This window comes from Sulfitobacter sp. CW3, assembly GCF_019392245.1.
GTDB lineage: Bacteria > Pseudomonadota > Alphaproteobacteria > Rhodobacterales > Rhodobacteraceae > Sulfitobacter.
Window position 1 is genome coordinate 268,482 of sequence record NZ_JAHXRL010000001.1, and the last position, 24,271, is coordinate 292,752.

The following is a 24,271-nucleotide window of genomic DNA, read 5'->3' on the forward strand; positions in this document are numbered from 1 at the left end:
TTTAGGTGGCGGCTTCTTGCGCGGATCGGATTTGCTGGGTTTTCCAGCTGATCCAGAGGGACATGAGGATGCAGGCGGTGAACAGATAGAGCCCCCAAGCCACCTCGATCCGGCCAAAGCCGATGCCCTTGGCCAGGGTGATATAAAGCGCGATCAAAAACACATCTGCCATGGCGAGTTTTCCGATGAAGGCGAGCGCAGGTAGGGCGCGCGGGCCTAGAACACCGAAATGCACCAAGGCCAACCCCAAGGTTTTGAGGTAGGGGGCGATGAACGCGAAGACTGTCACGACCAACGCCAGAAAGATGTCGGATGCCCACAGCGCGCGAACCCCGCTGAGTACCGATATTTCGGTCAACCCAAACAGCGGAAGCACCCCCGCACGCATCAGCGGTGCCGCCCAAGCGATGGGGTATAGAATAAGCAAGGACAGGTTCAAGACGCGCAGCATGGGGGTCTTCTAAGACAGGAGGCGCGTGCGCGCCATTTGATTTTTGCGATCTGCTGGGCGCAGATCGGGGCCTTCGGCGAGGATATTTAAGAGCCAGAGAAGAGGAAGGCCTGAAGTTTGTCATCTGTGGCTGTAGCCATTTGGGCAGGGGTGCCATGCCAGCGGATTTTGCCCTTGTCCAGCAAGGCGACCTGATCGGCGATGCTGTGCACTGTGGTCATGTCATGGGTGATGGTGAGGGTCGTGGCGTTGGTTTCTGACACGATATCACGGATGAGGGTGTTGATGGTGCGCGCCATGATCGGGTCGAGGCCGGTTGTGGGTTCGTCAAAGAAAATAACCGACGGATCCGTGGCGATGGCGCGGGCGAGGCCTGCGCGTTTTTGCATGCCGCCGGAAAGTGTTGCGGGCAGGCGGTCGGCGACATCAGCATCCAGCCCGACGCGAGCAAGCTTTTGCAGGGCGATGGCGCGGGCGCGGGGTTTGGGCATCTGACGCAGCAGGCGGAACGCCACGTTTTGCCAAATGGGCAAGCTGTCAAAGAGCGCGGCCCCTTGGAACAACATGCCAAAGTCGTTCAGAAACGCCTGTGGGTTTAGCGGGGCATCCTGGTGTGTGATGGTGCCGCTGTCTGGGGTGACGAGGCCAAGAATTGACCGCATCAGAACGGATTTACCGCTGCCGGACGCGCCGATCACAACGGTGGATTGCCCTTGTGGCAGGGTCAGGTTCACGCCGCGCAGGATGGGTTTGCCATCAAAGGTTTTGTGGATATCGGTCAGGGTGATCATAGGGCAAAGATCAGTGCTGTGAGGACAAAGTTTGCCGCAAGAATGAGCACGGCGGCGGCCTCAACCGCGGATTTGGTGGCGCGGCCCACGCCGCGCGCGCCGCGATCCGCGTTCATCCCGAAATAGCAGCCCATGATGGCGGCAATCATCCCAAAGGCGGCCCCTTTGATCAGCGACGATGCGATATCGAGCGGTTCGAGGAAATCGACGGTGTTGCGTAGATAGGCCGTCGGGTTAAACCCAAGCGACCCGGTGGCAACGATATATCCGCCCATGATGCCGATCACATCGCCCACGGCCACCAGCAGCGGCACCACCAGCAGGGCGGCCAGCACGCGCGGCACCGTCAGATAGCGCATGGGATCGGTCGAAAGGGTGATCAAGGCGTCGAGCTGTTCGGTGACCTTCATCGTGGCGATTTCGGCGGCGATGGCGGCGGTGACGCGCGCGGCAACCATCAGGCCCACCAGCACGGGGCCAAGTTCGCGCACCATGCCAATGGCGACGATCTGCGGCACCACGGCCTGGGCGTTAAAGCGGGCACCACCTGCATAGATTTGCATCACCAATGCGCCGCCTGTGAACAGGGCCGTCAGCCCCACCACTGGCAGTGACAGCCAGCCAATTTGCACGAGTGATGTCAGAAACTGCCCCACATAAAGCGGCGGGCGAAAGATGTGCACTATGGCTGAAAACGCGAAAATCGTGACCCGGCCCAAAGCGCCGAGGGTGCCAAGCACCACGCGCCCCAGTACCGCAAGATAGATCACGTTAGATACACACGGTCATATCGCGCGCCGAGCGAGGTCAGGATTTCGTAGCCGATGGTGCCTGCAAATTTGGCAACGGTATCAACGGATTGATGTTGCCCGATCAGTTGCAGGTGCGACGGGGTATCTTCAAGCCCCGTGACATCGACGGTGATCAGATCCATTGAAACGCGGCCCACCACAGGCAGTTTGCGCCCGTCGTGCGTGACGGTAGCACCGTTGCCCAAGGCGCGGATCAGCCCGTCGGCATAGCCGCCCGAAACGGTCGCAATCTGGGACGGGCGCGTCGCCATCCAACCGCAGGCATAGCCGACCGAGGCACCGTCATCCACGTCGCGAACCTGTACAACAGGCAGGTCGAGGGTAACCACAGGATGGGCATCAATGAAGGGCAAGCCGCCATACATCCCGATGCCGGGGCGGGTCAGGTCGAAATGATATTCTTTGCCCAGCAGGATGCCGCCCGTGGCGCTTAGGGACAGTGGCACCTCGACGCCGGCAGTCATCTCGCGGAAGATTTCGAGCTGCGCGGCGTTCATCGGGTGGCCGGGTTCATCTGCGCAAGCCAGATGGGAAATAACCATGGTCGGGTTTTGCGAAAGGGCGATGTCGCGCAAGGCGCTCCATTCAGCGGGGTCCATGCCCAGACGGTTCATGCCGGTATTCAGTTGAATGCCAAACGGGTGGCCGGGCAGGGTTTCGACATGGCCAATCATCTGATCGACGGAATTGATCATCGGGGTCAGGTTGGCCTGACCAATCATATCGGCGTCACCGGGCATATGGCCCGAAAATACATTGATGCGGGGGCCGGGGCCCAGCACACGGCGCAGGGCGACGCCTTCCTCGGCGACGGCGACAAAGAATTCGCGCGCCCCTTCGGCAGCCAGTAGCGGGGCCACGCGGTCGATACCCAGCCCGTAGGCGTTGGCCTTTACGACGGCACCGGTTTCACATCCGCTCAGGCGGTTGAGCGCGTGCCAATTGGCCGCTAGCGCCCTTAGATCAATGGTAAGCTTAGCTGTTGTCATGGTTTTTGTTTCGACCGGATGCGCGCCCGCGTCAAGCACCTGAGGGCAAGAGCCGCGTGAAATAGCCGAGATTATGGTGCGGCGTCTGTGCGTTCATCAACAAAGGGCGGCGGTATTCGCCGTGACGAGACATAAAACTGCAATGCTTGGGGTGATAGGGCTGCCGCTGAAACCACGGGTGTCAATCCGTGCAGGTTTTGCCAGATGCCCCCGGTGTGAAGTCTTGAGGTGCCGTAGCGGCATTTTCGGGTTTATCTTGCAAGATGTAACGAACCCGGTAGCGTGCTCCTGACAAAAGTCAGGGTGCGGAAAGTGCTCGATTTAAAAAGGGAGAAACCACCGATGTCGATCAAAGGATCCAAATTTATACCAGCTTTAACGGTCGTTGCGGGCTTTGCTGCGCCGATGGCTTGGGCAGAAAACCGGGTTGATACGCAATTGCCCAACGCGCCCGAATTGGCGGCCTATGGCGATATGGTCGTGGGGGTGCGTCAGATCGAGCTGGTCCATGCGGATCAGATCAACATTCTGGCCATTGATCCGGCAGCAGACAAACCCGAGACACTGCCAACATATGACCGCCCGCTGACGGTCGAAGTTTGGTACCCCGCAGCGGATGGGGCCACCGGCGACACAGCATTCCAAGCATACCTGCGCGATGGCACAACCGAAGTCACACTGAACGGTCAGGCGATGCGCGATGCAGACCCTGCGGCGGGTGCTGCCTATCCGTTGGTGATCGTATCGCATGGTTATCCGGGCAACCGCTTTTTGATGTCGCATCTGGCAGAAAACATCGCCTCGAAAGGCTATGTGGTGGCGGCGATTGATCATACAGATTCGACGTATCGCACCAAGGCGGCGTTCGGGTCGACATTGGTCAACCGGTCCTTGGATCAGCTGTTCGTGCTAGATGAAATGGCACGGCTGTCCGCAGATGAGGGATCGTTCCTGAACGGTTTGGTCAATGCTGATACCGCAGGCATCGTGGGCTATTCGATGGGCGGATATGGCGCCGTGATCACCGCAGGCGGGGGCGTGACCGAAGCATCGGTTGCCTATGGCTGGGGTGGGCCGCATGGCACATTGGCGATCCACCAGGCAGGGTCTGATACGCATAACGCGCTGCCCGATCCACGGATCAAAACGGCCGTGGCGATTGGCCCTTGGGGCATGAACACTGGCTTTTGGAATGCCGAAGGTCTGTCGGGCATCAAAATTCCGATGCTGTTCATGGCCGGATCGCAAGACATGACATCGCTTTATGAAAAAGGGGTGCGTGCGATCTGGGAAAACGCCAGCGGCACCAACCGCAGCTTGCTGACCTTTGAAAACGCGGGCCACAATGCGGCGGCACCGATCCCTGCACCCGTAGAATCCTACCGCCATGACGAAACGTTAGGCTTTAACGTGTCGGCGCATTACAGCGATCCGGTTTGGGATCAGGCGCGCATGAACAACATCGCCCAGCATTTCGTGACCGCTTGGATGGATAACCACCTCAAGGGCGACGAGGGTGCAGGCGAATACCTTGATCTGGTTGAAAATTCCAACGACGGGGTTTGGTCGATGAACGAAGACGGCACCCCCAAGGAAGACCACAGCTATTGGAAAGGGTTCGACAAGGACACCGCCAAAGGTTTACGCTTTGAGGTCAAAGCACCGGAGTAAACCTGACCATGAGTAAGAGCCGATGATCCGACTGCGCATCATGTTTTCGCACGCTGCTGTCGCTATTATGGCGGTGGCGTGCGGTGTTGGCGTTATCGCGCTTGCGATCTATGCCCCGGTTTGGGTCTGGTCGCTGGTTCCTTTGGGGGTCGGCGCGCAGATGCTGAACGAATACAACCTGCACCGTTACGTGTTCCACCTGCCGCCGCCGCGCCAGCAATGGGCGTTCGATCTGCTGTACCGCGCCCATTACGGGCATCATGATTTCCCTACCAATACCAAGCTGTTCTTCGTTCCGGTCTGGATCGCTTTGCCGATGCTGGCGGTGAACGGGTTGGCGCTATGGGGTGTACTGGCGCTTTTCGGGGTCGAACAGGCCCTCTGGATCGCAGTGGCAATCGTGCCTGTGGGCGCTGTGCTGATGTTTCTGGTTTACGAGTGGTTCCACATGACCGCACATCTAAACCTGCCCAAAACGCGGGTCGAACGCTATGTTACGACGCTGCATAACCAGCACCATTTCCGTGATTTCAGCAAATGGTTCCACGTTAGTCCGGGCGGCGAAGTGATCGACCGCGCCATGGGCACAGCGATTGACCGTGACGCCTTGAAGCACCAGCAACGTATTGAGTTTATTAGGACTTTGGGTATGCGCCCCAACGATCCGCGGCTTGTCGCCGCGCGCAACCGGTTTGCCGACGAATACAATCTGTCAGAGGCAGAGATCGCCCGCGCCGCGACAGTTTGAACTGTGAAGCTGTGATCTGAGGGTCACGATCAGAACTCCTGATCGTCGCCATCATTGCTTTGCCATGGCTTCACAAGGTTGCCAAAGCGGGTAAAGCGTCCCTCAAAGCTGAGATCGACCGTGCCAATCGGCCCGTGCCGCTGCTTGCCGATCACAACTTCGGCGCGTCCGTGCAGGCGCTCCATCTCTTCTTGCCAGATTGCCATCTTGTCCAGCTCGTGATCACCCGGTTTTTCACGCTCTTTATAATATTCCTCGCGGAACACGAACATCACGACGTCGGCGTCTTGTTCAATCGACCCGGATTCACGCAAATCCGACAGCTGCGGGCGTTTATCTTCGCGGTTTTCCACCTGACGCGACAACTGCGACAGGGCGATAACCGGAATATGCAGTTCTTTGGCGATGGCCTTGAGGCCCATCGTGATTTCCGAAATCTCGTTCACGCGGTTTTCGTTCTTGCCGGTGCCGCGCACCAGCTGAAGATAGTCGATGATCAACACATCCAACCCATGCGTCCGCTTTAGACGTCGCGCGCGTGCGGACAGTTGGCTGATCGGCAGGGCAGGCGTATCGTCAATATAAAGCGGGCAGGCCTCAAGCGCCTTGGCAGCATCCACAAAGCGCCGGAATTCGGCCTCGGTCATATCACCCGACCGGATCTGCTGCGACGGGATTTCCGACGCTTCCGACAGGATCCGTGCGGCCAGCTGTTCGGCGCTCATCTCGAGGCTGTAAAAGCCCACAACGCCGCCTTCGACCGCACCTTCGGTGCCATCATGCAGGGTACCGCGACGGTAGGCCTTGGCGACGTTGAACGCGATGTTTGTGGCAAGAGAGGTTTTCCCCATCGACGGACGACCGGCCAGGATCAAAAGGTCAGAAGGGTGCAAGCCGCCCAGCTTTTTATCCATATCAATCAGGCCGGTAGATACGCCCGACAGGCCCCCGTCACGTTGATAGGCGGCGTTGGCCACATTAACCGCGTCCGTTACCGCCTTGAGAAAGCTCTGAAATCCGCTTTCGGTCTGGCCTTGCTCTGCCAGTTTGTAAAGCTGCTGTTCCGCTTCGACAATCTGTTCGCGCGGTTCCGACATCACATCGACCTGCGCGGCCTTGGCGGAAATATCACGGCCCAACTGGATCAAATCGCGGCGTACGGCCAGATCATAAATCATCTGCGCATAGTCACGCACGGCAAACGCACTGATCGCAGCACCGGCAAGACGCACCAGATAGGCGGGTCCACCCAGTTCTTTCAGGCCTTCGTCATCCTCCATAAACGCCTTGAGTGTGACGGGGGAGGCAAGGTTGTTTTTTGCGATCCGCGCGCTGGCGATCTCGAAAATGCGGGCGTGAACGGGGTCATAGAAATGCTTGGGTCCAATGATCGACGCCACGCGGTCGTAGATGTCGTTATTGGTCAAAATCGCGCCCAGCAGCTGCTGTTCTGCCTCGATCGAATGGGGCATGGTTTCGGGTGCCTGAACCGTCAGATCACTGGTGTTGATGCTGGAAATCTCGTTCACTTACCTTGTACCCCAATGATTGCTACCCGAGCCTCGGACTTAGCCGAACCGACAGGGATGCTGCAAATTGTATAACCTGTGGATAACCCTGTGCTGGCCGAATACTACAGGATTTTGCGGAAAAATATATATCAACTACCAGATAGGGTAGCGGTTTTAGGATTTTTTCCGCGCGTCCTGCCATTCCTTCGGCGCATTCAGAAACGCTTCGACCTCGCTTAGGGTGTCTGCATCAAACGCTTTTTGGGCTTTGGCTTCGGCTAGAACGTCCCACCAGGTGCACAGGCTGTGCAGGCTAACCCCATGGTCACCCAAGGTCTTTTCAGTTTGTGGAAAAATACCGTAATAAAAGATCACGGCTGTATGCGCACAGGTGGCCCCAGTCTCGCGAATCGCGTCGACAAAGCTGATCTTTGACCCGCCGTCAGTGGTCAGATCCTCGACCAGCAACACGCGCTGGCCTTCGGTCATCTCGCCCTCGATCCGCGCGTTGCGCCCGTATCCTTTGGGCTTTTTGCGCACATAGGTCATCGGCAGCGCCATGCGTTCAGCGACCATCGCGGCAAAGGGGATACCCGCCGTTTCGCCACCGGCGATGTTGTCAAACGCCTCGAACCCGGCTTCGCGCATCACGGTGACAGTCAGAAAATCCATCAAGGTGGCACGAATGCGCGGATAGCTGATCAGCTTACGACAATCGATATAGGTGGGGCTTGGCAGACCCGACGCCAGCGTAAACGGCTCGGCTGCGTTAAAATGCACCGCCTTGATCTCAAGCAGCATCCGCGCCGTCAAACGGGCCATTTCGGTCGAATCGGGATAGCTGGTCGGGATCATCTGGGTCTCTTTCTTCTGGGGTGGCCTATGGCTTCTCTGGCTTTCAAATATCCTCGCCGAAGGCATAAAGTCTATGCCCATGGCGGATCAATCTAACGCGACGCTCCAATTCAGCGGCATCATCGGGTCAAACACAGTCACCGGCCCTTCGGGGGTGTCTATGTGGCTGGGGTATGTGGCAGGCGAACGGGTAAGCGTCATGGTTTGCGTATTTGCAGGCAGCCCGTAAAATGCGGGTCCATTCAGCGATGCGAACCCCTCAAGCTTGTCCAGCGCGCCGTCCTGTTCGAACACTTCGGCGAGGATCGACATGGTGTTGGGCGCGGTGAAACAGCCCGCACATCCACAGGGCAACAGTTTGTTGGCATCGGTATGGGGGGCCGAATCCGTCCCGAGGAAGAACCGCGCATCGCCCGATGTCGCCGCTTTGCGCAGCGCCAGCCGGTGGATTTCGCGTTTGGCGACGGGCAGGCAATAGTAATGCGGCTTGATCCCCCCGGCGAGGATATGATTCCGGTTGATCACAAGATGATGGGTGGTGATCGTGGCCCCGAGGTTTTCATCAGCCGACATGACATAGTCGGCGGCATCTGATGTGGTGATATGTTCCATCACCACCTTCAAACCCTGATGACGTTTGCGGATCGGGTCCATCACGCGCTCGATAAACACGGCTTCGCGGTCAAAGATATCAATGGCAGGGTCGGTCACTTCGCCATGGGTGCACAGGGGCAGGCCGATTTCGGCCATGCGTTCCAGCACCGGTGCGACCTTGTCGAAATTCGAAACACCGCTGGCAGAATTGGTTGTCGCCCCGGCGGGGTAAAGCTTTACTGCGGTGATCAGACCGCTGGCATGGGCTGCGGCGACATCGTCAGGATCGGTATCCTCGGTCAGGTACAGCGTCATCAGCGGCGTGAAATCCGCGCCTTGGGGCAGGGCGGCCAAAATCCGGTCGCGGTAGGCCGCTGCATCCGCGCCGCGCACCACTGGGGGCACAAGGTTCGGCATGATGATCGCACGGGCGAAATGGGCGGCAGTATGCGGCAGCACAGCGCGCAGCATTTCGCCGTCACGCAGGTGCAGGTGCCAATCATCGGGGCGTCGAAGCGTCAGTGTTTGTGTCATAGCCGATCAGCTAGCACAGGGGCAGGATCCGCACCAGAGGCGCGCGAAATTTCCCGCGCGGGATTCGAGGTCGTGATCGGGGGGGGGGGCTTACATCGCCCCCGATGATTTTGTGTCCGGCTTGGTGCTGTCTTCCACAGTCTCAGGCGCATCATCCGGCATCGCAACCGGCTCAATTGGTGCCTCTCCCGCATCCAGCTTCGGCTCACCCACCGCGTCTGCTGCATCGGTGGGCTTTTGGGCCTCCGCTTGCTGCTTCAACTCGGCTTCGATCGTCTTTTGCTTGCGGGCGAAACGCGGCGCTTGCATCCGCGCGTTCACATAGTGGCACAGATGCAGGATCAATTTCTTACGATCTTGTGCTTCCAGCGTCACCAACAGCGACTTCAAATAGTTGCGGTGGTCGCGCCGCGCCCGGTAAAGCGTGGCAAAGCTGAACGCGTTCAACTGGCCATCTGCTGCAAGCTTTAGCAATGTTTCCAGCTGGTCGATCTGCAACAGCTCGCTTTGCAAGGCGAGACCCATATGCGGCATGCGCAGTTTGGTGACATTCGGTCGCGTGAACAGCGCGGAATGCATGGCATCCAGTGTCACCTTCGGATCATAAAGAACAAAGGCACTCGCCGCAGCATCCAGCATATCGGGCGCATACCCATAGCGCGACGTAAAATCGGTGCGGCGCATTTCAACAAACCGGTCGTCCCATTCCGTGACCCGTGGGTCCAGCGTGGCCTGGGGTTGAATCATCACGACCTGCGCGCCGGGGGACGCCACCGAATAGGCCGCCGCCGCATAGCCACCGGGGCCCGCGCCATAGAAAATCACTCGCTCAAATTTATCAAAAAACCCGTCATCAATAAGTGTGTCAAAGCAGTCATAGACGGCTGGATCGCGAAACCACGTGTCTCCTTCGCTGGCGATGCACAAATGCGACCAGCCATAGGTGCGCACCATTTCCCATCCCAACGGGTGCGACATTTCCGATAACGCGCGCATGCCGTTGACCGTCTCGAATGTCACTAGCAATGTGGGTTTGCGCTCAACAAAGATCGCGTAATGCTTGTCGCCCAGGTTCTCAAAGAAACCGTCTTCCTCGGCCACTTCGGACACGGCCTGCAACCAGTCATCCTTTGGCAGGCCCGTCAGTGGGGCGTCGATCGTGAAGGGTGCGTCGATCATTGTTGCGTCCTCATTCGATTTTACGCGTATTTTTAACATTGTTAACTAAATTTAGCCGCGCAATACGGCACAAATACGGTAAATCCATGGGAGTTTAGGGCAAAAGTGGGCCATTTTTGGCGTCGCTGCCTTGAGGTGATACTTAGGGATAGCGGGCCCGCTGCGCCGCCAAAACGACCTTGGCCCTTGACCACAAGGCATCAGAATGCACCTTTGGTGCTCCAAGGGGGACGCCATGACAGATTTATCGTCAATCGACGCCGTGCAAACGATGCTAGAGAGCCAAGGCTATGTGTGCGGCCGCGCTCTGGGCACAGTAGTTTTTCTCAGCTTGACCCTTGGCCGCCCGCTGTTCCTCGAGGGAGAGGCAGGCGTCGGTAAAACCGAGATTGCCAAGGCATTGGCCGCAGGGTTGAACCGCAAATTGATCCGGCTGCAATGCTATGAGGGGCTGGATGCGTCCTCGGCCGTATATGAATGGAATTTTCCCGCACAGATGGTGGCAATCCGCACCGCCGAAGCCGCAGGCGACGCCTCGCGCAAGGCGCTGACGACTGAACTCTTTAGCGATGACTTCCTGATTGAACGCCCGCTGCTCGAGGCAATGCGCCCGGACGAACGCGGTGCCCCGATCCTTCTGATCGACGAAGTGGACCGCACCGATGCCCCGTTCGAGGCGTTTCTTCTCGAGGCGCTCAGCGACTTTCAGGTGACGATCCCCGAATTGGGCACGATCAAAGCCCCTGAACCGCCCATCGTGATCCTGACATCCAACCGCACCCGTGAAGTCCACGACGCGCTCAAACGCCGCTGCTTGTATCATTGGGTCGACTACCCCGATTTTGACCGGGAAATGGAAATCCTCGCGGCCCGCGCCCCCGAAGCGTCTACATCGCTCAGCCGCGAGGTCGTCGCTTTTGTCCAGCAACTGCGGACCGAAGACCTGTTCAAGAAACCCGGCGTGGCCGAAACCATCGACTGGGCCAAATGCCTTCTGGCGCTTGATGTGATCAATCTCAGCCCCGAAGTCATCGCCGATACCGTCGGCGCGATCCTGAAATACCAAGACGACATCGCCAAACTTCACGGCTCAGAGGCCAAGCGCATTCTCGACCAAGCCCAAGCGTCACTCGACCCCGCAAAATGATCGCCTTTCCTATTCCAAATGGGGATAAATCCTCGGGGGTTTGGGGGCAGACAGCCCCCATGACATAACAATTATGGTCGAACTTCCGGAACTCGAACTCCCCGACAACCCCAAACTTGCGGGCAACATCACGCATTTCGCCCGCGCCTTGCGCCGTGCAGGGCTTCCCATTGGGCCGGGCCGTGTCATTGACGCCATTCGCGCGGTCGAGGCGGCAGGCTTTACCGACAAGGTGGATTTCTACTGGGCGCTGCATGCGTGTTTTGTGAACCGCCCCGAACACCGCCGGGTATTTGCGCAATTGTTCCGGCTGTACTGGCGCGACCCGCGATACCTTGAACATATGATGGCCGCGATGCTGCCAGCCATTCGTGGCGTGCAGGAAGACCGCCCCGCCCAAGCCGCCGAAAAACGCGCGGCCGAGGCATTGCTGGACGGCGCGCAAGCCCCCCAGAACGAGGGCGAGGTAAAAGAACCCGAGGAAACGTTGGTCGAGGTTGACGCCAGCCTTACCATGTCCACCCAAGAACGCCTGCGTACGCTGGATTTCGAACAGATGAGCCTTGCCGAAATGGCCGAAGCCAAGCGGATGCTGGCGCAGTTGACCTTGCCGGTGAAACCGATGCCATCGCGGCGCAGCATGACATCGCCGAATGGGCGTATTGATGTACAGAAAACCATGCGCGCAGCCCTGCGGCGCGGGGGAGAGATGGACAAGCTGGCGTTTAAAAAACCGCGTCCGCGTTACCCCAATCTGGTTGTGCTTTGCGACATCTCAGGCTCGATGAGCCAATATTCCCGCGTGGTGCTGCATTTCCTGCATGCGGTCAGCAATGCCAAGGGGGCGGGCTGGGCCAAGGTGCATGCCTTTACCTTTGGCACGCAGCTGACGAATATCACCCGCCATCTGGCCACCCGCGACGTTGATGCGGCCCTCAAGGCCGCCGGCGCGCAGGCGCAGGATTGGGAAGGCGGCACGCGCATCGGATCCTGTATCGAGGCGTTCAACCGCGATTGGTCGCGGCGGGTCATGGGGCAGGGCGCTGTGGTATTGTTGATCACCGACGGGTTGGACCGCGATAACCCTGATGATCTGGCCCGGCACATGCAACGTCTGCACCTGACAGCGCGGCGGCTGATCTGGCTTAACCCCTTGTTGCGGTGGGACGGTTTCGCGCCCAAGGCCGCCGGCATCCGCGCGATGTTGCCGCATGTGGACAGTTTTCGCGCGGGCCATTCCATTGCGTCGCTCGAGGAACTGGCCGCCGTGATTTCCCGCCCCGATGACATGGGCGAGAAAGCACGGCTTATGGGGATGCTTGAGCCCCCGAAGCCCTGAGGTGATCAACATGAAAAAAGCCCCGCCAAACAGATGTTTAGCGGGGCTTTGGCATTTTATGATACGTCAGTATCAGCTTTAGGCAAAGGTCTCGGCGAAGGTGCCGCGGTATGTGGCGCTTAGGTCTGCCAGCGGGGCAGTGACGCCACCAAGGCTCACCTGATCGCCGCCGAATTTACCGACGCTTTCCAGATGCAAACCGGCCTCTGACGCTGCAATCATCAGCGCCTCGGCCTGATCAAAGTTGCAGGCGATCAGATAGCGCGCCTGATCTTCGCCAAACAACGTCTGAGTGTCCGCTGAATCAAGCGAAACGCCAACACCTGCTGCATCCGCCATCTCAAACGCGGCCAAGGCAAGGCCCCCGTCGGAGAGATCGGTACAGGCTTTGATCATCTCGCGGTTGTTGCGGATAAATTCGCCATGGGCCTTTTCTGCGGCTAGATCGACGCTTGGTGCGTCGCCATCACGGCGGTTAAACACTTCGAGCAGCAATGCAGATTGGCCCAAGTGACCCTCTGTCGCGCCCAGAACCAGCGCCACATGGCCGTCGCGCACGTCTTTGCCGATGATGTCATCGATATGGTTCAACAGGCCTACAGCACCGATTGTGGGCGTGGGCAGGATGCCTTTGCCGTCGGTTTCATTGTACAGCGACACGTTGCCCGACACGATGGGCATGTCCAGCGCCGATACGGCTTCGCTGATGCCTTTGATCGCGCAAACGAACTGGCCCATGATTTCGGGCTTTTCGGGATTGCCAAAGTTCATGTTGTCGGTGGTTGCCAAGGGCAGGGCCCCAACAGCGCACAGGTTACGGTAGGCTTCGGCGACGGCTTGTTTGCCACCCTCGAACGGGTTGGCTTTGACATAGCGCGGCGTGACATCCGAGGTGAAAGCGATGGCTTTGTCGGTGCCATGTACGCGCACAATGCCCGATCCCAGACCGGGGGTGCGGGCGCTGTCGCCCATGACCATGGTGTCGTATTGTTCGTAAACCCACGCTTTTGAGGCATAGTTCGGGCTGGCCACCAGCGCGCGCAATCCGTCGATGGGATCAATGCCCGGCACATCCGACAGCGGTTGGGCGGCGGGTGTTTCGACCCATGGGCGGTCATATTCAGGGGCGTTGCCAGACAGTGCTTTCAGCGGCAGGTCGGCTTTGACTTCGCCGTTGAGCACGATCAGGAAGCGGTCCTCGGCGATTGTTTCACCGACGATGGCGAAATCAAGGTCCCATTTGTCGAACACGGCTTTGGCTTCTGCCTCGAGCTCGGGGCGCAGAACCATCAGCATGCGTTCTTGGGATTCCGACAGCATCATTTCGTAGGCGGTCATGTTGAGTTCGCGGGTCGGCACCTTTTCAAGGTCCAGACGGACACCAAGGTTGCCCTTGTCGCCCATTTCCACGGCGGAACAGGTCAGACCAGCCGCGCCCATGTCCTGAATGGAAATAACAGCACCGGTCGCCATCAGTTCGAGCGTGGCTTCCATCAGGCGCTTTTCGGTGAAGGGGTCACCGACCTGAACTGTGGGGCGTTTGTCTTCGATCGTGTCGTCAAATTCGGCCGATGCCATTGTGGCACCGCCAACACCGTCGCGGCCGGTTTTCGCACCAAGGTACACAACAGGCATGCCGACGCCGGAAGCTGCGGAATAGAAAATCTTGTCTGTATCGGCGAGACCGGCAGCGAAAGCATTCACAAGGCAGTTGCCGTCATAGGCTGTGTCAAAGCGGACTTCGCCGCCAACGGTCGGCACGCCAAAGCAGTTGCCGTAGCCACCAACGCCTGCGACCACACCATGCACCAGTTGACGTGTCTTGTGGTGTTCAGGAGAGCCGAAGCTGAGCGAGTTCATCGCCGCAATGGGGCGCGCGCCCATGGTAAAGACGTCGCGCAGAATGCCGCCAACGCCCGTCGCCGCACCCTGATAAGGTTCGATGTAGGAGGGGTGGTTGTGGCTTTCCATCTTGAAAACCAGCGCCTGACCGTCACCAATGTCTACGATGCCCGCGTTTTCGCCGGGGCCGCAAATGACCTGTGGTCCTTCGGTGGGCAGGGTACGCAGCCATTTCTTGGATGACTTATAGGAACAATGTTCGTTCCACATGGCCGAGAAAATCCCAAGCTCTGTAAAAGTCGGTTCGCGGCCGATGATATCAAGCAGGCGCTTGTATTCGTCGTCGTTGATGCCGTGGCTTGCGATAAGTTCTGGCGTGATGGCTGGTTCGGTCATGGTGCGGATATCCCCCTAGCAGATATGGCGGTACTCTTAGAGTAAGCCTGCCGCGGGGAAAAGGCCAAAGGACCGGTGAGCGATTGCCAAAAAAAAGGCCGAGCATAAAGCTCGGCCAAGTCCAACAGGGAGGTATGAAGTGACAGCCCAAAGGCGTCGGTCTTCATACTGCCCAATTAGGTGGCACGTTTGCATGGATCAAGGCTGAACTTTAAAAAACGCGGCATGCCCGCTATGCGAAAAATGCATAGCTATTCGCTGCGGCGGTCCCGCAGGTGTTTGCGGTGGGTGATGATCTCGTCTTGGACAAAGTCCTTGAATGCGGCAACTCGTTTCGAGGCGCGCAATTCTTCGGGGTAGGCCAGAAACACGGGCACATCCGCCGACTCGGTATCGGGAAGAACCTGCACAAGGTCTGGGAAGTCTTCGGTCAGGTAGTCGGGTAGGACCCCGATGCCCAGATGGTGGATGACCCCCTGAAGAACGCCGAAATAGTTATTCACGGTCAACATGGACCGCACGTCATGCATCATAAGCTGTTGAACGAGGGTCAAACCGGCGTTCACCTGATCGCTTTCGGTGTTCTGGCAGATCAACCGGTGCTCTGACATATCCTCGAGCCGTTGTGGCGTGCCGTGTTCGGCCAAATAGGTGGGGGATGCGTATAGGCACATCTTGATCATCATCAGCTTTTTGCGGACCAGATCGGCCTGCGACGGCTCTTTCATACGGATCGCAACATCAGCTTCGCGCATGGGCAAATCCAGCACGCGCTCTTCCAACATCAGGTCCACTTTAAGGTCGGGGTATTTCTCGTAGAGCTTGGGCAGGCGCGGGGCGAGCCACAAAGTACCAAAGCCGGTGGTGGTGGTCACACGCAATTCGCCAAATACTTCTTCTTCGCTATCGCGAATGCGGGCAGCGGCGGTATCGAGCCGTTTGCTCATTGCGACGGTGGCATCGAACAACAGCTCGCCCTGTTCGGTCAGTATCAGGCCGCGGGCATGGCGGTGGAAAAGATTGGTGTTTAGCTGTTCCTCAAGCCCGCGGATCTGCCGACTGACAGCCGATTGCGACAGGTTCAGTTTGTCACCCGCGTGGGTCAGGCTGCCGGCGTCTGCGACAGCGTGAAAAATCCTGAGCTTGTCCCAATCCATGAGGACTTCCTTTGTTAAGGATAATCTTTAGTTAAAGACTACCGTCTTTGCGCCAACTGGGTGTTGAAAACAACCCTTACCAGTGCTGCAAGGCACAGTAGCCCAGTAAAGATAAATATCCCATTGTTTATGTCGATTATTTAATCGTTTTGTCTAATCGCGTCTCGGAAACACAACGCTAGACAGGTCAGCTTTTATGACCTAGATTGATGCGTATGGATCAATCGCTCGTACGGGAGGACGCGCTATGGGTACGCAAAAGATTTCTTTGAATGATCGGTTCGACTTGGAAAAGTCCCCCGTTTTGCTGAACGGTACGCAGGCTTTGGTGCGTATGATGATGATGCAAAAAGCGCGCGACCGGGCCGCAGGGCTGAACACCGCTGGCTATGTCACCGGCTATCGTGGATCGCCACTGGGTGCCGTTGATTTGCAAATGGAACGCGCGGCCAAGCCTTTGGCTGAATATGACGTATTGTTCGAGGCCGGATTAAACGAAGACTTGGCCGCGACCGCCCTTTGGGGATCCCAACAGGCCGAATTGCGCGGCGAAGGTAAATACGACGGTGTCTTTGGCCTGTGGTACGGCAAGGGGCCGGGGGTTGATCGTTCGGGCGATGTGATGCGCCACGCCAATATGGCGGGATCGTCCAAGCACGGTGGTGTGTTGATGGCGATGGGGGATGATCACACCGGTGAATCCTCGACCGTGCTGCACCAGTCCGAATGGGCGATGGTCGATGCCTATATGCCCGTGGTCAGCCCGGCAGGCGTGCAAGAGATACTGGATTACGGCATCTATGGTTGGGCGCTAAGCCGTTTCAGCGGCCTTTGGGTCGGTCTTAAGACGATGAAAGACACGGTCGAGGCGACGTCCGTCGTGAATGGTGATCCGAACCGGATGAAATTGGTCACGCCGCAGTTCGACATGCCAGAAGGCGGGCTGAACATCCGTTTGGTTGACACGCCCCATCTGCAAGAAGCGCGGATGATCGACCACAAACGCTATGCTGCCGAGGCGTTCAGCCATGCCAACAAAATGGACAAACGCATGTGGGGCAAGGCGGGTGCCAAGATCGGCATCGCGGCGGCGGGTAAGAACTGGCTGGACGTAATCCACGCCATGAGCTTGCTTAACATCGACGAGAACGAAGCCGAACGTCTGGGAATCACCCTTTACAAGATCGGCCAGACTTTCCCGTTGGACATGAAGGGTTTCCACGCTTGGGCCGAGGGCCTTGATCTGGTGATCGTGGTCGAGGAAAAGCGCAAGCTGATCGAGGTACAGATCAAAGAGGCTTTGTTTTCCGACACCCATCGGCGTGTCTATGGGTGGCACAAGGGGGGCGGTGCCGGGATGGAGCATGGCGAAGAGCTGTTCCCGACCCGCGGCGCGCTTGACCCGATCTGGATCGCGGAAAAGCTGGGCGGTATCTTTATCGAAGAAGGCCGCAACACCGATGGCATCAAAGCCGGGATGGAGGCGCTGGACACAGCGCGCCGTGCTGATAACGCCGAAGATATTGCCGCACGTGTGCCGTATTTCTGTTCGGGCTGTCCGCATAACTCGTCCACCAAAGTGCCGGATGGCAGCCGCGCCTACGCGGGGATCGGCTGTCATTATATGGTGCAGTGGATGGATCGCGAAACCACAGGTTTCACCCATATGGGGGGCGAAGGCGCGAACTGGATCGGTGAATCGCGTTTCTCGACCCGCGAACATGTGTTCCAGAACCTGGGCGACGGGACCTATAACCACTCGGGCATTCAGGCGATCCGCGCCGCTGTCGCCGCGAAAACCAACATTACCTATAAAATCCTGTATAATGATGCGGTTGCCATGACCGGCGGCCAGCACAACGAAGGCGATCTGGACGCGCCGCGCATTGTCGCCGAATTGCAAGCAATGGGCGTGCAGAACATTGCCGTCGTGTATGACGAGAAAGAAGGCGTGGACCCGGCAGCCTTTAAGGGCGTTCCAATGCACGAGCGCGCCGATCTGCAAACGGTCCAAGAGAATTTCACCAAGCACAAAGGCGTCAGCGCCATTGTCTATATCCAGACATGTGCTGCTGAAAAACGCCGTCGTCGCAAGCGCGGGCTGTTTCCCGACCCCGACAAGCGCGTGTTTATCAACACGGATGTCTGCGAGGGCTGTGGCGATTGCGGCGTGCAATCCAACTGTGTGTCTATCGTTCCGGCCGAGACGGAGCTGGGGCGCAAACGGGCGATTGATCAATCGTCCTGCAACAAGGATTTTTCCTGCGTCAAAGGGTTCTGTCCGTCTTTCGTGACGCTTGAGGGCGCAAAAATCCGCAAGGACCCCACGACTGAGGTCAAGATACCTGATCTGCCGTTGCCTGCGTTGCCCGCCATTGATGGCACGTTCAACGTGGTGATTACCGGTGTCGGCGGCACCGGCGTCGTGACCATCGGTGCCGTGTTGGCGCAGGCCGCCCAGATCGACGGCAAAGGCGCTGGGATGATGGAAATGGCGGGGCTGGCCCAAAAGGGTGGTGCCGTGCATATTCACTGCCGATTGGCCAACCGCCCCGAAGACATCAGCGCCATTCGTGTGGCGACGGGCGAGGCTGACGCGCTGATTGGTGGCGATCTGGTGGTGTCTGCAGGCACTAAAACGCTGGGTCTGACCCGCGCTGGGCGCACAGGTGCAGTGGTGAATTCGCATCAGATCATCACGGGCGACTTTACCCGCGATACCGAATTCCAGATGCCTTACGACCGCCTGACCCTCGCGCTTGAGGCGCGGCTAAAGGATGACGTGGCCCTGTTTGATGCGTCCGATCTGGCCAAGGCAACGCTGGGGGATTCGATCTATTCCAACATGATGATTTTTGGCGCGGCGTGGCAAAAGGGGCTGGTGCCCTTGTCTTTGGACGCGCTGCAAGAAGCGATCCGCCTGAATGGCGCTGCCGTTGAACGCAACCTCAAAGCGTTCGATCTGGGCCGTTGGGCAGTCTTGTATCCGGCAGAGGCGGCACAGGTTACCACGCCCAATGTGGTGCAGCTTCCCAAGTCGCTGGACGAAAAGATCACGTTCCGCATGGACCATCTGACGGCCTATCAGGGCAAGGGGCTGGCAAAACGCTATGGCCGGATGCTGGAACCAATCACCGACAAGGGGCTTAAGGAAGCCATGGCCTTGGGGTATCACAAGCTGCTGTCGTATAAGGATGAATACGAGGTTGCCCGTTTGCTGAAAATGACGCGTGCCAAGGTGGATGCCGAATTCGACGGTGCCCCGAAAATCACCTTTAACCTTGCGCCGCCGATGTTGTCGAAAACCGGCGCGGATGGGCGTCCGCTGAAACGCGCATTTGGCGAATGGCTGGAAACGCCTTTTGCGGTGCTGAAACGATTCAAGTTCCTGCGCGGCACGCCGTTTGATCCCTTTGGCCGGACCGAGGAGCGCCGGATGGAACGGGCGCTGATCAAGCAGTATGAGGCCGACATGAAAGACGTGTTGCCCAAATTGACCGATCAAACCCGCGATGCCATTATCGCGCTGGCTGAACTGCCCTTGCAAATCCGTGGCTTTGGCCCGGTGAAACAGGCAAACGAGGCAAAGGCGGCCAAACGGCGCGAGGAGTTGCTGAGCGTGATCCGCGCAGGGGGCACAACGACGTCAAAAGCGGCAGAATAGCGGCTGTTTGTCATGTATTTGTCATGAAATCCGCATATGGCTGAGCTGTTATCCAATAAGGAGCCTGAAATGGGCCAGCTCAAGCCGCTTTCTGCCCGCGAAATCAGTTATGCCTATTCGGCGCGCAGCAAACCGGGCCGTGCCTTCATCCGGTTGATGGAAAACTCCACCGGCAGATTGGCGCTGATGAAACGGGCGTCGGGCTATGAACAGGATATGGCTGCCGGCGGGTGCTTTTTTGATGTTATGGCGCGGCGCTACGGGCTGAGCTTGGATGTTGTGGGCGGTGGTTTGGACAGTATTCCTGCCACGGGCCCCGTCATCTTTCTTGCCAACCATCCATACGGCATTCTTGACGGGTTAATGTTGGGTCACATCATGTCGCGTACGCAGCCTGATTTTAAGATCATGGCGCATTCGGTGTTCAACCGCGCGCCTGATTTGAACAAACACCTGCTGCCGATCAGCTTTGACGAAACCAAAGAGGCAATCGCGCTAAACCTTCATACCCGCAAGACGGCGCTGGATTATCTGGGGCAGGGCGGGGCCGTGGGCATCTTCCCGGGGGGAACCGTCAGCACCGGCGCGCGCCCGTTTTCCAAACCAATGGACCCAAGCTGGCGCAGTTTTACCGCGCGGATGATCGCCAAGTCGCAAGCCGTTGTTGTGCCTATCTATTTCGAAGGCCACACCAGCCGTATGTTCCAGATTGCCAGCCACTTGCACAGCAGTTTGCGCATGGGCCTGCTGATCAAGGAGTTCCGCAAACGGGTCGATACGCCCGTGCGTGTTGTGATCGGCGACCCGATTGGCAGAAACGTGCTGAACCCTTTGTCAAAAGACGCAAAAGCGATGATGGATTTCCTGCGCAAAGCCACGTATGACTTGTCACCGGACCCGGGCAAAATCTTTGATCTGGGATTTGAATTTGAAGATCGGCATCGCGCCGACAGGTGACGGCAAGAAAAAATGGCAGTTGGTATTTTCGATTCGGGCCTTGGCGGGCTTACCGTTTGGGACGCTGTGCAGGCGCAGTTGCCCGATGTGGATTTCGTTTATCTGGCCGATAGCGCGCATGCGCCTTATGGCGTGCGGACGGCGGATGACATCTATAATTTGACGGCTGCCGCGACCCAGCGGTTGTTTGACGCGGGCTGCGATCTGGTGATTTTGGCCTGTAACACCGCATCGGCTGCCGCCTTGCGGCGGATGCAGGAATCCTGGGTGCCGTCGGATAAACGCGTTTTGGGTGTCTTTGTCCCCCTGATCGAGGCGATGACCGAACGCGAATGGGGCGATAATTCCCCCCCGCGCGAGGTTGATCTGAAACATGTGGCGCTGTTTGCAACGCCTGCGACAGTCGCCAGCCGGGCATTTCAACGCGAGTTGGCGTTTCGGGCGATCGGCGTCGACGTCGAGGCCCAAGCCTGTGGTGGCGTTGTGGATGCGATCGAGGACGGTGATTTCATCCTCGCCGAGGCGCTGGTGCGTAGCCATGTGGATGCGTTGCAACGCAAAATGCCACATCCGCAAGCGGCTATTCTGGGCTGCACGCATTACCCGCTGATGGAAGAAACCTTTCGCGATGCGCTTGGCCCGGACGTCAAAGTGTTCAGTCAGGCCAATCTTGTGGCGCGCAGTCTGGGCGATTATCTGAAGCGTCACCCCAATATGATGGGGACCGGCACGGCCGCATTCCTGACCACGGGTGACCCCAAGAAAGTCAGCAGCCGCGCGACGCAATTCTTGCGACGACCACTGACATTTCAGGCCGCATAACACTTTTACTTCTTTTCCAAACGGAACCCGACATGATGTATAATATCGCTATTCTTGGTGCCTCCGGGTACACAGGTGCCGAACTGATCAGGCTGATCGCCGGTCATTCCTCCATGCAAATCAAGGCTTTGGGCGCGAACTCTAAAGCGGGTCAAACGATGGCCGAGGTGTTCCCGCATCTGCGCCATCTGGACCTGCCATCGCTGGTTTTGATCGAGGAAATTGATTTCTCTCAGATCGATCTGTGCTTTTGCGCGCTGCCACATAAAACCAGCCAAGAGGTCATCGCGGCCCTGCCCAAAGACCTCAAAATCGTGGACCTGTCCGCCGATTTCCGGCTGCGCGACCCTGCGGAATACACAAAATGGTACGGCAACCCCCATGCTGCGTTAGAGCAGCAGAAAGAGGCGGTTTACGGGTTGACCGAATTCTACCGTGACGAGATCAGCCAAGCACGGCTGGTTGCAGGGACGGGCTGTAATGCGGCGACAGGGCAGTTCGCGCTGCGGCCCCTGATTGAAAAGGGCGTGATTGATCTGGATGATATCATCCTTGATCTGAAATGTGCTGTGTCTGGTGCAGGTCGGTCGCTCAAGGAAAACCTGCTGCATGCGGAGCTGTCAGAGGGGTATCATGCATATGCCGTTGGCGGGACGCACCGGCATCTGGGCGAGTTCGATCAGGAATTTTCAGCCATCGCAGGTCGCCCGGTCAAAGTGCAGTTTACCCCGCATCTGATCCCGGCCAACCGCGGTATTCTGGCGACCGTCTATGTCAAAGGCGATGCGCAGGTGATTCATGATACATTGGCGGCGGCCTATGCGGACGAGCCGTTCATCGAAGTACTGCCGAAGGGCGAAGCACCGAGCACGCGGCATATTCGCGGATCGAATTTTTGCCACATCGGCGTTGTTGCCGACCGCATTGACGGGCGCACAATCGTGGTTGCCGCGCTGGATAACCTCACGAAGGGGTCAAGCGGGCAAGCGTTGCAAAATGCCAATCTGATGTTAGGTATTGAAGAGACCGAGGGGCTGATGATGGCCCCACTATTTCCCTGAGGGTGCATGAAAAGTCTTAAAAAGCAGCGTCGGATTCAAGTAATCGCAGTGGCGGTGGTGGCATTGGTGCTGTCCACCGCATTGATCGGTTATGCAATGCGCGACGGCATTAACTTTTTCCGCGCCCCAAGTCAGGTGATCGCAGAACCACCGGGCCCGAACGAGGTGTTTCGGATCGGTGGTTTGGTCGTGGAAGGGTCGCTGATCCGTGGAGATGGCGAGACAATCCGCTTTTCCGTGACCGATGGCGGGGCAATTGTTCCTGCGACCTATACCGGCGTGCTGCCCGATTTGTTCGAGGAAAAACAAGGCATGGTTGGTACGGGGCGCTACATTAACGGCGTCTTTGAAGCGACTGAAATCCTTGCCAAACATGACGAAACTTATATGCCCAAGGAAGTCATTGACGCGTTGAAAGATCAAGGCGTCTACGTGGAGCCTGAAAGCTAGGACCGAACGGACCGCTTTTCATACGTTAACGAAAGACCCTGCACCTTTGCGCCACTGAAACGTGCAAAGGGGTGGGCAGATGATTTCGGTCCAAGACATCGCAAGAGCCATTGTAGCCCGTGAAGGCGGGTTCGTGAACGACCCGGATGATCCGGGCGGGGTCACGAATTTTGGCGTCACACTTCACACAATGCGCCGCTTGGGTATTGATTTGAACGATGACGGCGTGGTTGATCAGCATGATCTGCAACAGCTGACGCAAAACGACGCGGTCGATATATTCATCCAACACTATTTCCACGCACCCCAGATCGCGGGCCTGCCCGAGGCGCTGCACGCAAGCGTGTTCGATATGTATGTGAACGCCGGGGGCAATGCGGTGAAAATCTTGCAACGGCTCTTGCGGACAATGGGATACGACATCGCTGTCGATGGCGCGCTTGGCACCCAAAGCCATACGGCCGCCCACGACGCCTATGCGCGGGCACCAAAGGAGATGATAGACGCCTACGGTATCGCGCGGCGGAATTACTATTTCAGGCTGGCAGATCGCCGCCCGGCGAGCCGCAAATACGCGCGCACAAGGGCGGGGGGCAAAGGCGGGTGGATCAAACGGGCTGAAGAATTCATTGCCCCGAAATACCACCTTAGCGCATCAGCATTCAGTGAAAGGACAGCGTCATGGGGGTGATCGACAAGGTGATCGGGTTGGTATTCGGCAACGGCGGCACGATGGTGCGCGACACGGTCGAAGTGTTCCGCGAAAATGCCGAAAAGGGCGCGCAGCGGTCTGCGGCGGCACAGGATCAGGCAATGGCGCAATATGCCGCCGAGTTTGCGATTGAACGCAAGGGCGGGTTTGACCGCTTTATGGACGGGTTGAACCGGGTGCCGCGCCCCGCGCTGGCGCTTGGCACGCTTGGGCTGTTCGTGGCAGCCATGGTCGATCCGATCTGGTTCGCCGCGCGCATGCAAGGGATTGCGCTGGTGCCCGAGCCGTTATGGTGGTTGCTGGGCGTGATCGTGTCGTTCTATTTCGGTGCACGGCATCAGGTGAAAACCCAGGAATTCCAACGCTCTATCGTGCGTACGATCGCGCAGGTGCCTCAGGTGGTGGGCAACATCAGGTCGATCAATGCCCTGCGCCACGATTCGGTTCAGGTGGCTGCGACAGGGGCAGATGCGGCCCTGTCTTTGGCGGTGATCGAGGATGCGGAAAACCCCGCGCTTGAAGAATGGCGCAAAGCAGCGGCCTAGCTGCGACGCTTTGCGCGCCAAGGGGGCGTGAATGGGCATGGCAA

21 protein-coding genes are annotated in these 24,271 nt (G+C 58.1%); 11 read left to right on the forward strand and 10 right to left on the reverse strand.

The features are described from left to right. Position 1: 1 nt before the first annotated feature. The 4 genes from KZZ06_RS01180 to alr all read right to left on the reverse strand — a co-directional run bounded on the left by KZZ06_RS01180 (position 2) and on the right by alr (position 3,043). Entirely contained in the window at positions 2–451 is a 450-nt protein-coding gene (locus KZZ06_RS01180; RefSeq protein ID WP_219578196.1) for a paraquat-inducible protein A, read from the reverse strand. 86 nt (positions 452–537) lie between these two features. Next, positions 538–1,242, reverse strand: coding sequence for an ABC transporter ATP-binding protein (locus KZZ06_RS01185; RefSeq protein ID WP_219578197.1), 705 nt, complete (start codon positions 1,240–1,242; stop codon positions 538–540). Continuing rightward, complete coding sequence (locus KZZ06_RS01190) at positions 1,239–2,012, reverse strand: ABC transporter permease (RefSeq protein ID WP_219578198.1); 774 nt, start codon at positions 2,010–2,012, stop codon at positions 1,239–1,241. The genes KZZ06_RS01185 and KZZ06_RS01190 overlap by 4 nt, the downstream gene beginning before the upstream one ends. Next, positions 2,009–3,043 carry an alanine racemase gene (gene alr / locus KZZ06_RS01195; RefSeq protein ID WP_219578199.1) on the reverse strand — a complete coding sequence of 345 codons (1,035 nt, stop codon included), beginning with the start codon at positions 3,041–3,043 and terminating at the stop codon, positions 2,009–2,011. The genes KZZ06_RS01190 and alr overlap by 4 nt, the downstream gene beginning before the upstream one ends. 342 nt (positions 3,044–3,385) lie before the next feature. Here alr and KZZ06_RS01200 point away from each other — a divergent pair, with 342 nt between their 5' ends. Both KZZ06_RS01200 and KZZ06_RS01205 read left to right on the forward strand, forming a co-directional pair. Further along, on the forward strand, positions 3,386–4,714 hold the full coding sequence (locus KZZ06_RS01200) for a dienelactone hydrolase (protein ID WP_219578200.1): 1,329 nt from the start codon (positions 3,386–3,388) through the stop codon (positions 4,712–4,714). Positions 4,715–4,736: 22 nt separating this feature from the next. Next, a complete protein-coding gene (locus KZZ06_RS01205) occupies positions 4,737–5,462 on the forward strand; it encodes a sterol desaturase family protein (protein WP_219578201.1) in 726 nt (241 codons plus the stop codon). 29 nt (positions 5,463–5,491) lie between these two features. Here KZZ06_RS01205 and KZZ06_RS01210 read toward each other — a convergent pair whose 3' ends face one another. The 4 genes from KZZ06_RS01210 to KZZ06_RS01225 all read right to left on the reverse strand — a co-directional run bounded on the left by KZZ06_RS01210 (position 5,492) and on the right by KZZ06_RS01225 (position 10,135). Continuing rightward, positions 5,492–6,991, reverse strand: coding sequence for a replicative DNA helicase (locus tag KZZ06_RS01210; protein WP_219578202.1), 1,500 nt, complete (start codon positions 6,989–6,991; stop codon positions 5,492–5,494). 156 nt (positions 6,992–7,147) lie between these two features. Then, a complete protein-coding gene (locus KZZ06_RS01215; protein WP_219578203.1) occupies positions 7,148–7,828 on the reverse strand; it encodes an orotate phosphoribosyltransferase in 681 nt (226 codons plus the stop codon). An 87-nt stretch (positions 7,829–7,915) separates the two neighbouring features. Then, positions 7,916–8,956, reverse strand: coding sequence for a dihydroorotase (gene pyrC, locus KZZ06_RS01220; protein ID WP_219578204.1), 1,041 nt, complete (start codon positions 8,954–8,956; stop codon positions 7,916–7,918). 90 nt (positions 8,957–9,046) lie between these two features. After that, the gene (locus tag KZZ06_RS01225) at positions 9,047–10,135 is read right to left on the reverse strand and encodes a phosphoadenosine phosphosulfate reductase (protein WP_257884143.1); all 1,089 of its coding nucleotides are present in this window, start codon (positions 10,133–10,135) and stop codon (positions 9,047–9,049) included. A 235-nt stretch (positions 10,136–10,370) separates the two neighbouring features. On the opposite strand from KZZ06_RS01225, the gene KZZ06_RS01230 reads away from it, so the two are divergent. Both KZZ06_RS01230 and KZZ06_RS01235 read left to right on the forward strand, forming a co-directional pair. Then, positions 10,371–11,282 (forward strand): MoxR family ATPase, encoded by a 912-nt coding sequence (locus KZZ06_RS01230; RefSeq protein WP_219578205.1) that lies wholly within the window; start codon positions 10,371–10,373, stop codon positions 11,280–11,282. Positions 11,283–11,355: 73 nt separating this feature from the next. Continuing rightward, a complete protein-coding gene (locus KZZ06_RS01235) occupies positions 11,356–12,621 on the forward strand; it encodes a VWA domain-containing protein (RefSeq protein ID WP_219578206.1) in 1,266 nt (421 codons plus the stop codon). 78 nt (positions 12,622–12,699) lie between these two features. On the opposite strand, the gene purL is transcribed toward KZZ06_RS01235, so the two are convergent. Beyond that, the gene (gene purL, locus KZZ06_RS01240) at positions 12,700–14,859 is read right to left on the reverse strand and encodes a phosphoribosylformylglycinamidine synthase subunit PurL (protein ID WP_219578207.1); all 2,160 of its coding nucleotides are present in this window, start codon (positions 14,857–14,859) and stop codon (positions 12,700–12,702) included. Between the two features lie 251 nt (positions 14,860–15,110). Continuing rightward, positions 15,111–16,016 (reverse strand): LysR family transcriptional regulator, encoded by a 906-nt coding sequence (locus KZZ06_RS01245; protein WP_219578208.1) that lies wholly within the window; start codon positions 16,014–16,016, stop codon positions 15,111–15,113. 247 nt (positions 16,017–16,263) lie between these two features. Between KZZ06_RS01245 and KZZ06_RS01250 the strand changes: the two genes are divergently transcribed. The 7 genes from KZZ06_RS01250 to KZZ06_RS01280 all read left to right on the forward strand — a co-directional run bounded on the left by KZZ06_RS01250 (position 16,264) and on the right by KZZ06_RS01280 (position 24,227). Continuing rightward, positions 16,264–19,680, forward strand: a complete 3,417-nt coding sequence (locus tag KZZ06_RS01250; RefSeq protein WP_219578209.1) for an indolepyruvate ferredoxin oxidoreductase family protein — start codon at positions 16,264–16,266, stop codon at positions 19,678–19,680. Between the two features lie 69 nt (positions 19,681–19,749). Then, positions 19,750–20,637 carry a lysophospholipid acyltransferase family protein gene (locus KZZ06_RS01255; RefSeq protein WP_219578210.1) on the forward strand — a complete coding sequence of 296 codons (888 nt, stop codon included), beginning with the start codon at positions 19,750–19,752 and terminating at the stop codon, positions 20,635–20,637. 12 nt (positions 20,638–20,649) lie between these two features. Beyond that, a complete protein-coding gene (locus KZZ06_RS01260) occupies positions 20,650–21,459 on the forward strand; it encodes a glutamate racemase (RefSeq protein ID WP_219578211.1) in 810 nt (269 codons plus the stop codon). A 32-nt stretch (positions 21,460–21,491) separates the two neighbouring features. Beyond that, a complete protein-coding gene (gene argC / locus KZZ06_RS01265; RefSeq protein ID WP_219578212.1) occupies positions 21,492–22,520 on the forward strand; it encodes an N-acetyl-gamma-glutamyl-phosphate reductase in 1,029 nt (342 codons plus the stop codon). A 6-nt stretch (positions 22,521–22,526) separates the two neighbouring features. Then, a complete protein-coding gene (ccmE, locus tag KZZ06_RS01270; RefSeq protein ID WP_219578213.1) occupies positions 22,527–22,970 on the forward strand; it encodes a cytochrome c maturation protein CcmE in 444 nt (147 codons plus the stop codon). Between the two features lie 79 nt (positions 22,971–23,049). Beyond that, a complete protein-coding gene (locus tag KZZ06_RS01275) occupies positions 23,050–23,661 on the forward strand; it encodes a holin-associated N-acetylmuramidase (RefSeq protein ID WP_219578214.1) in 612 nt (203 codons plus the stop codon). Next, complete coding sequence (locus KZZ06_RS01280; protein ID WP_219578215.1) at positions 23,652–24,227, forward strand: holin family protein; 576 nt, start codon at positions 23,652–23,654, stop codon at positions 24,225–24,227. The genes KZZ06_RS01275 and KZZ06_RS01280 overlap by 10 nt, the downstream gene beginning before the upstream one ends. Positions 24,228–24,271: the final 44 nt, after the last annotated feature.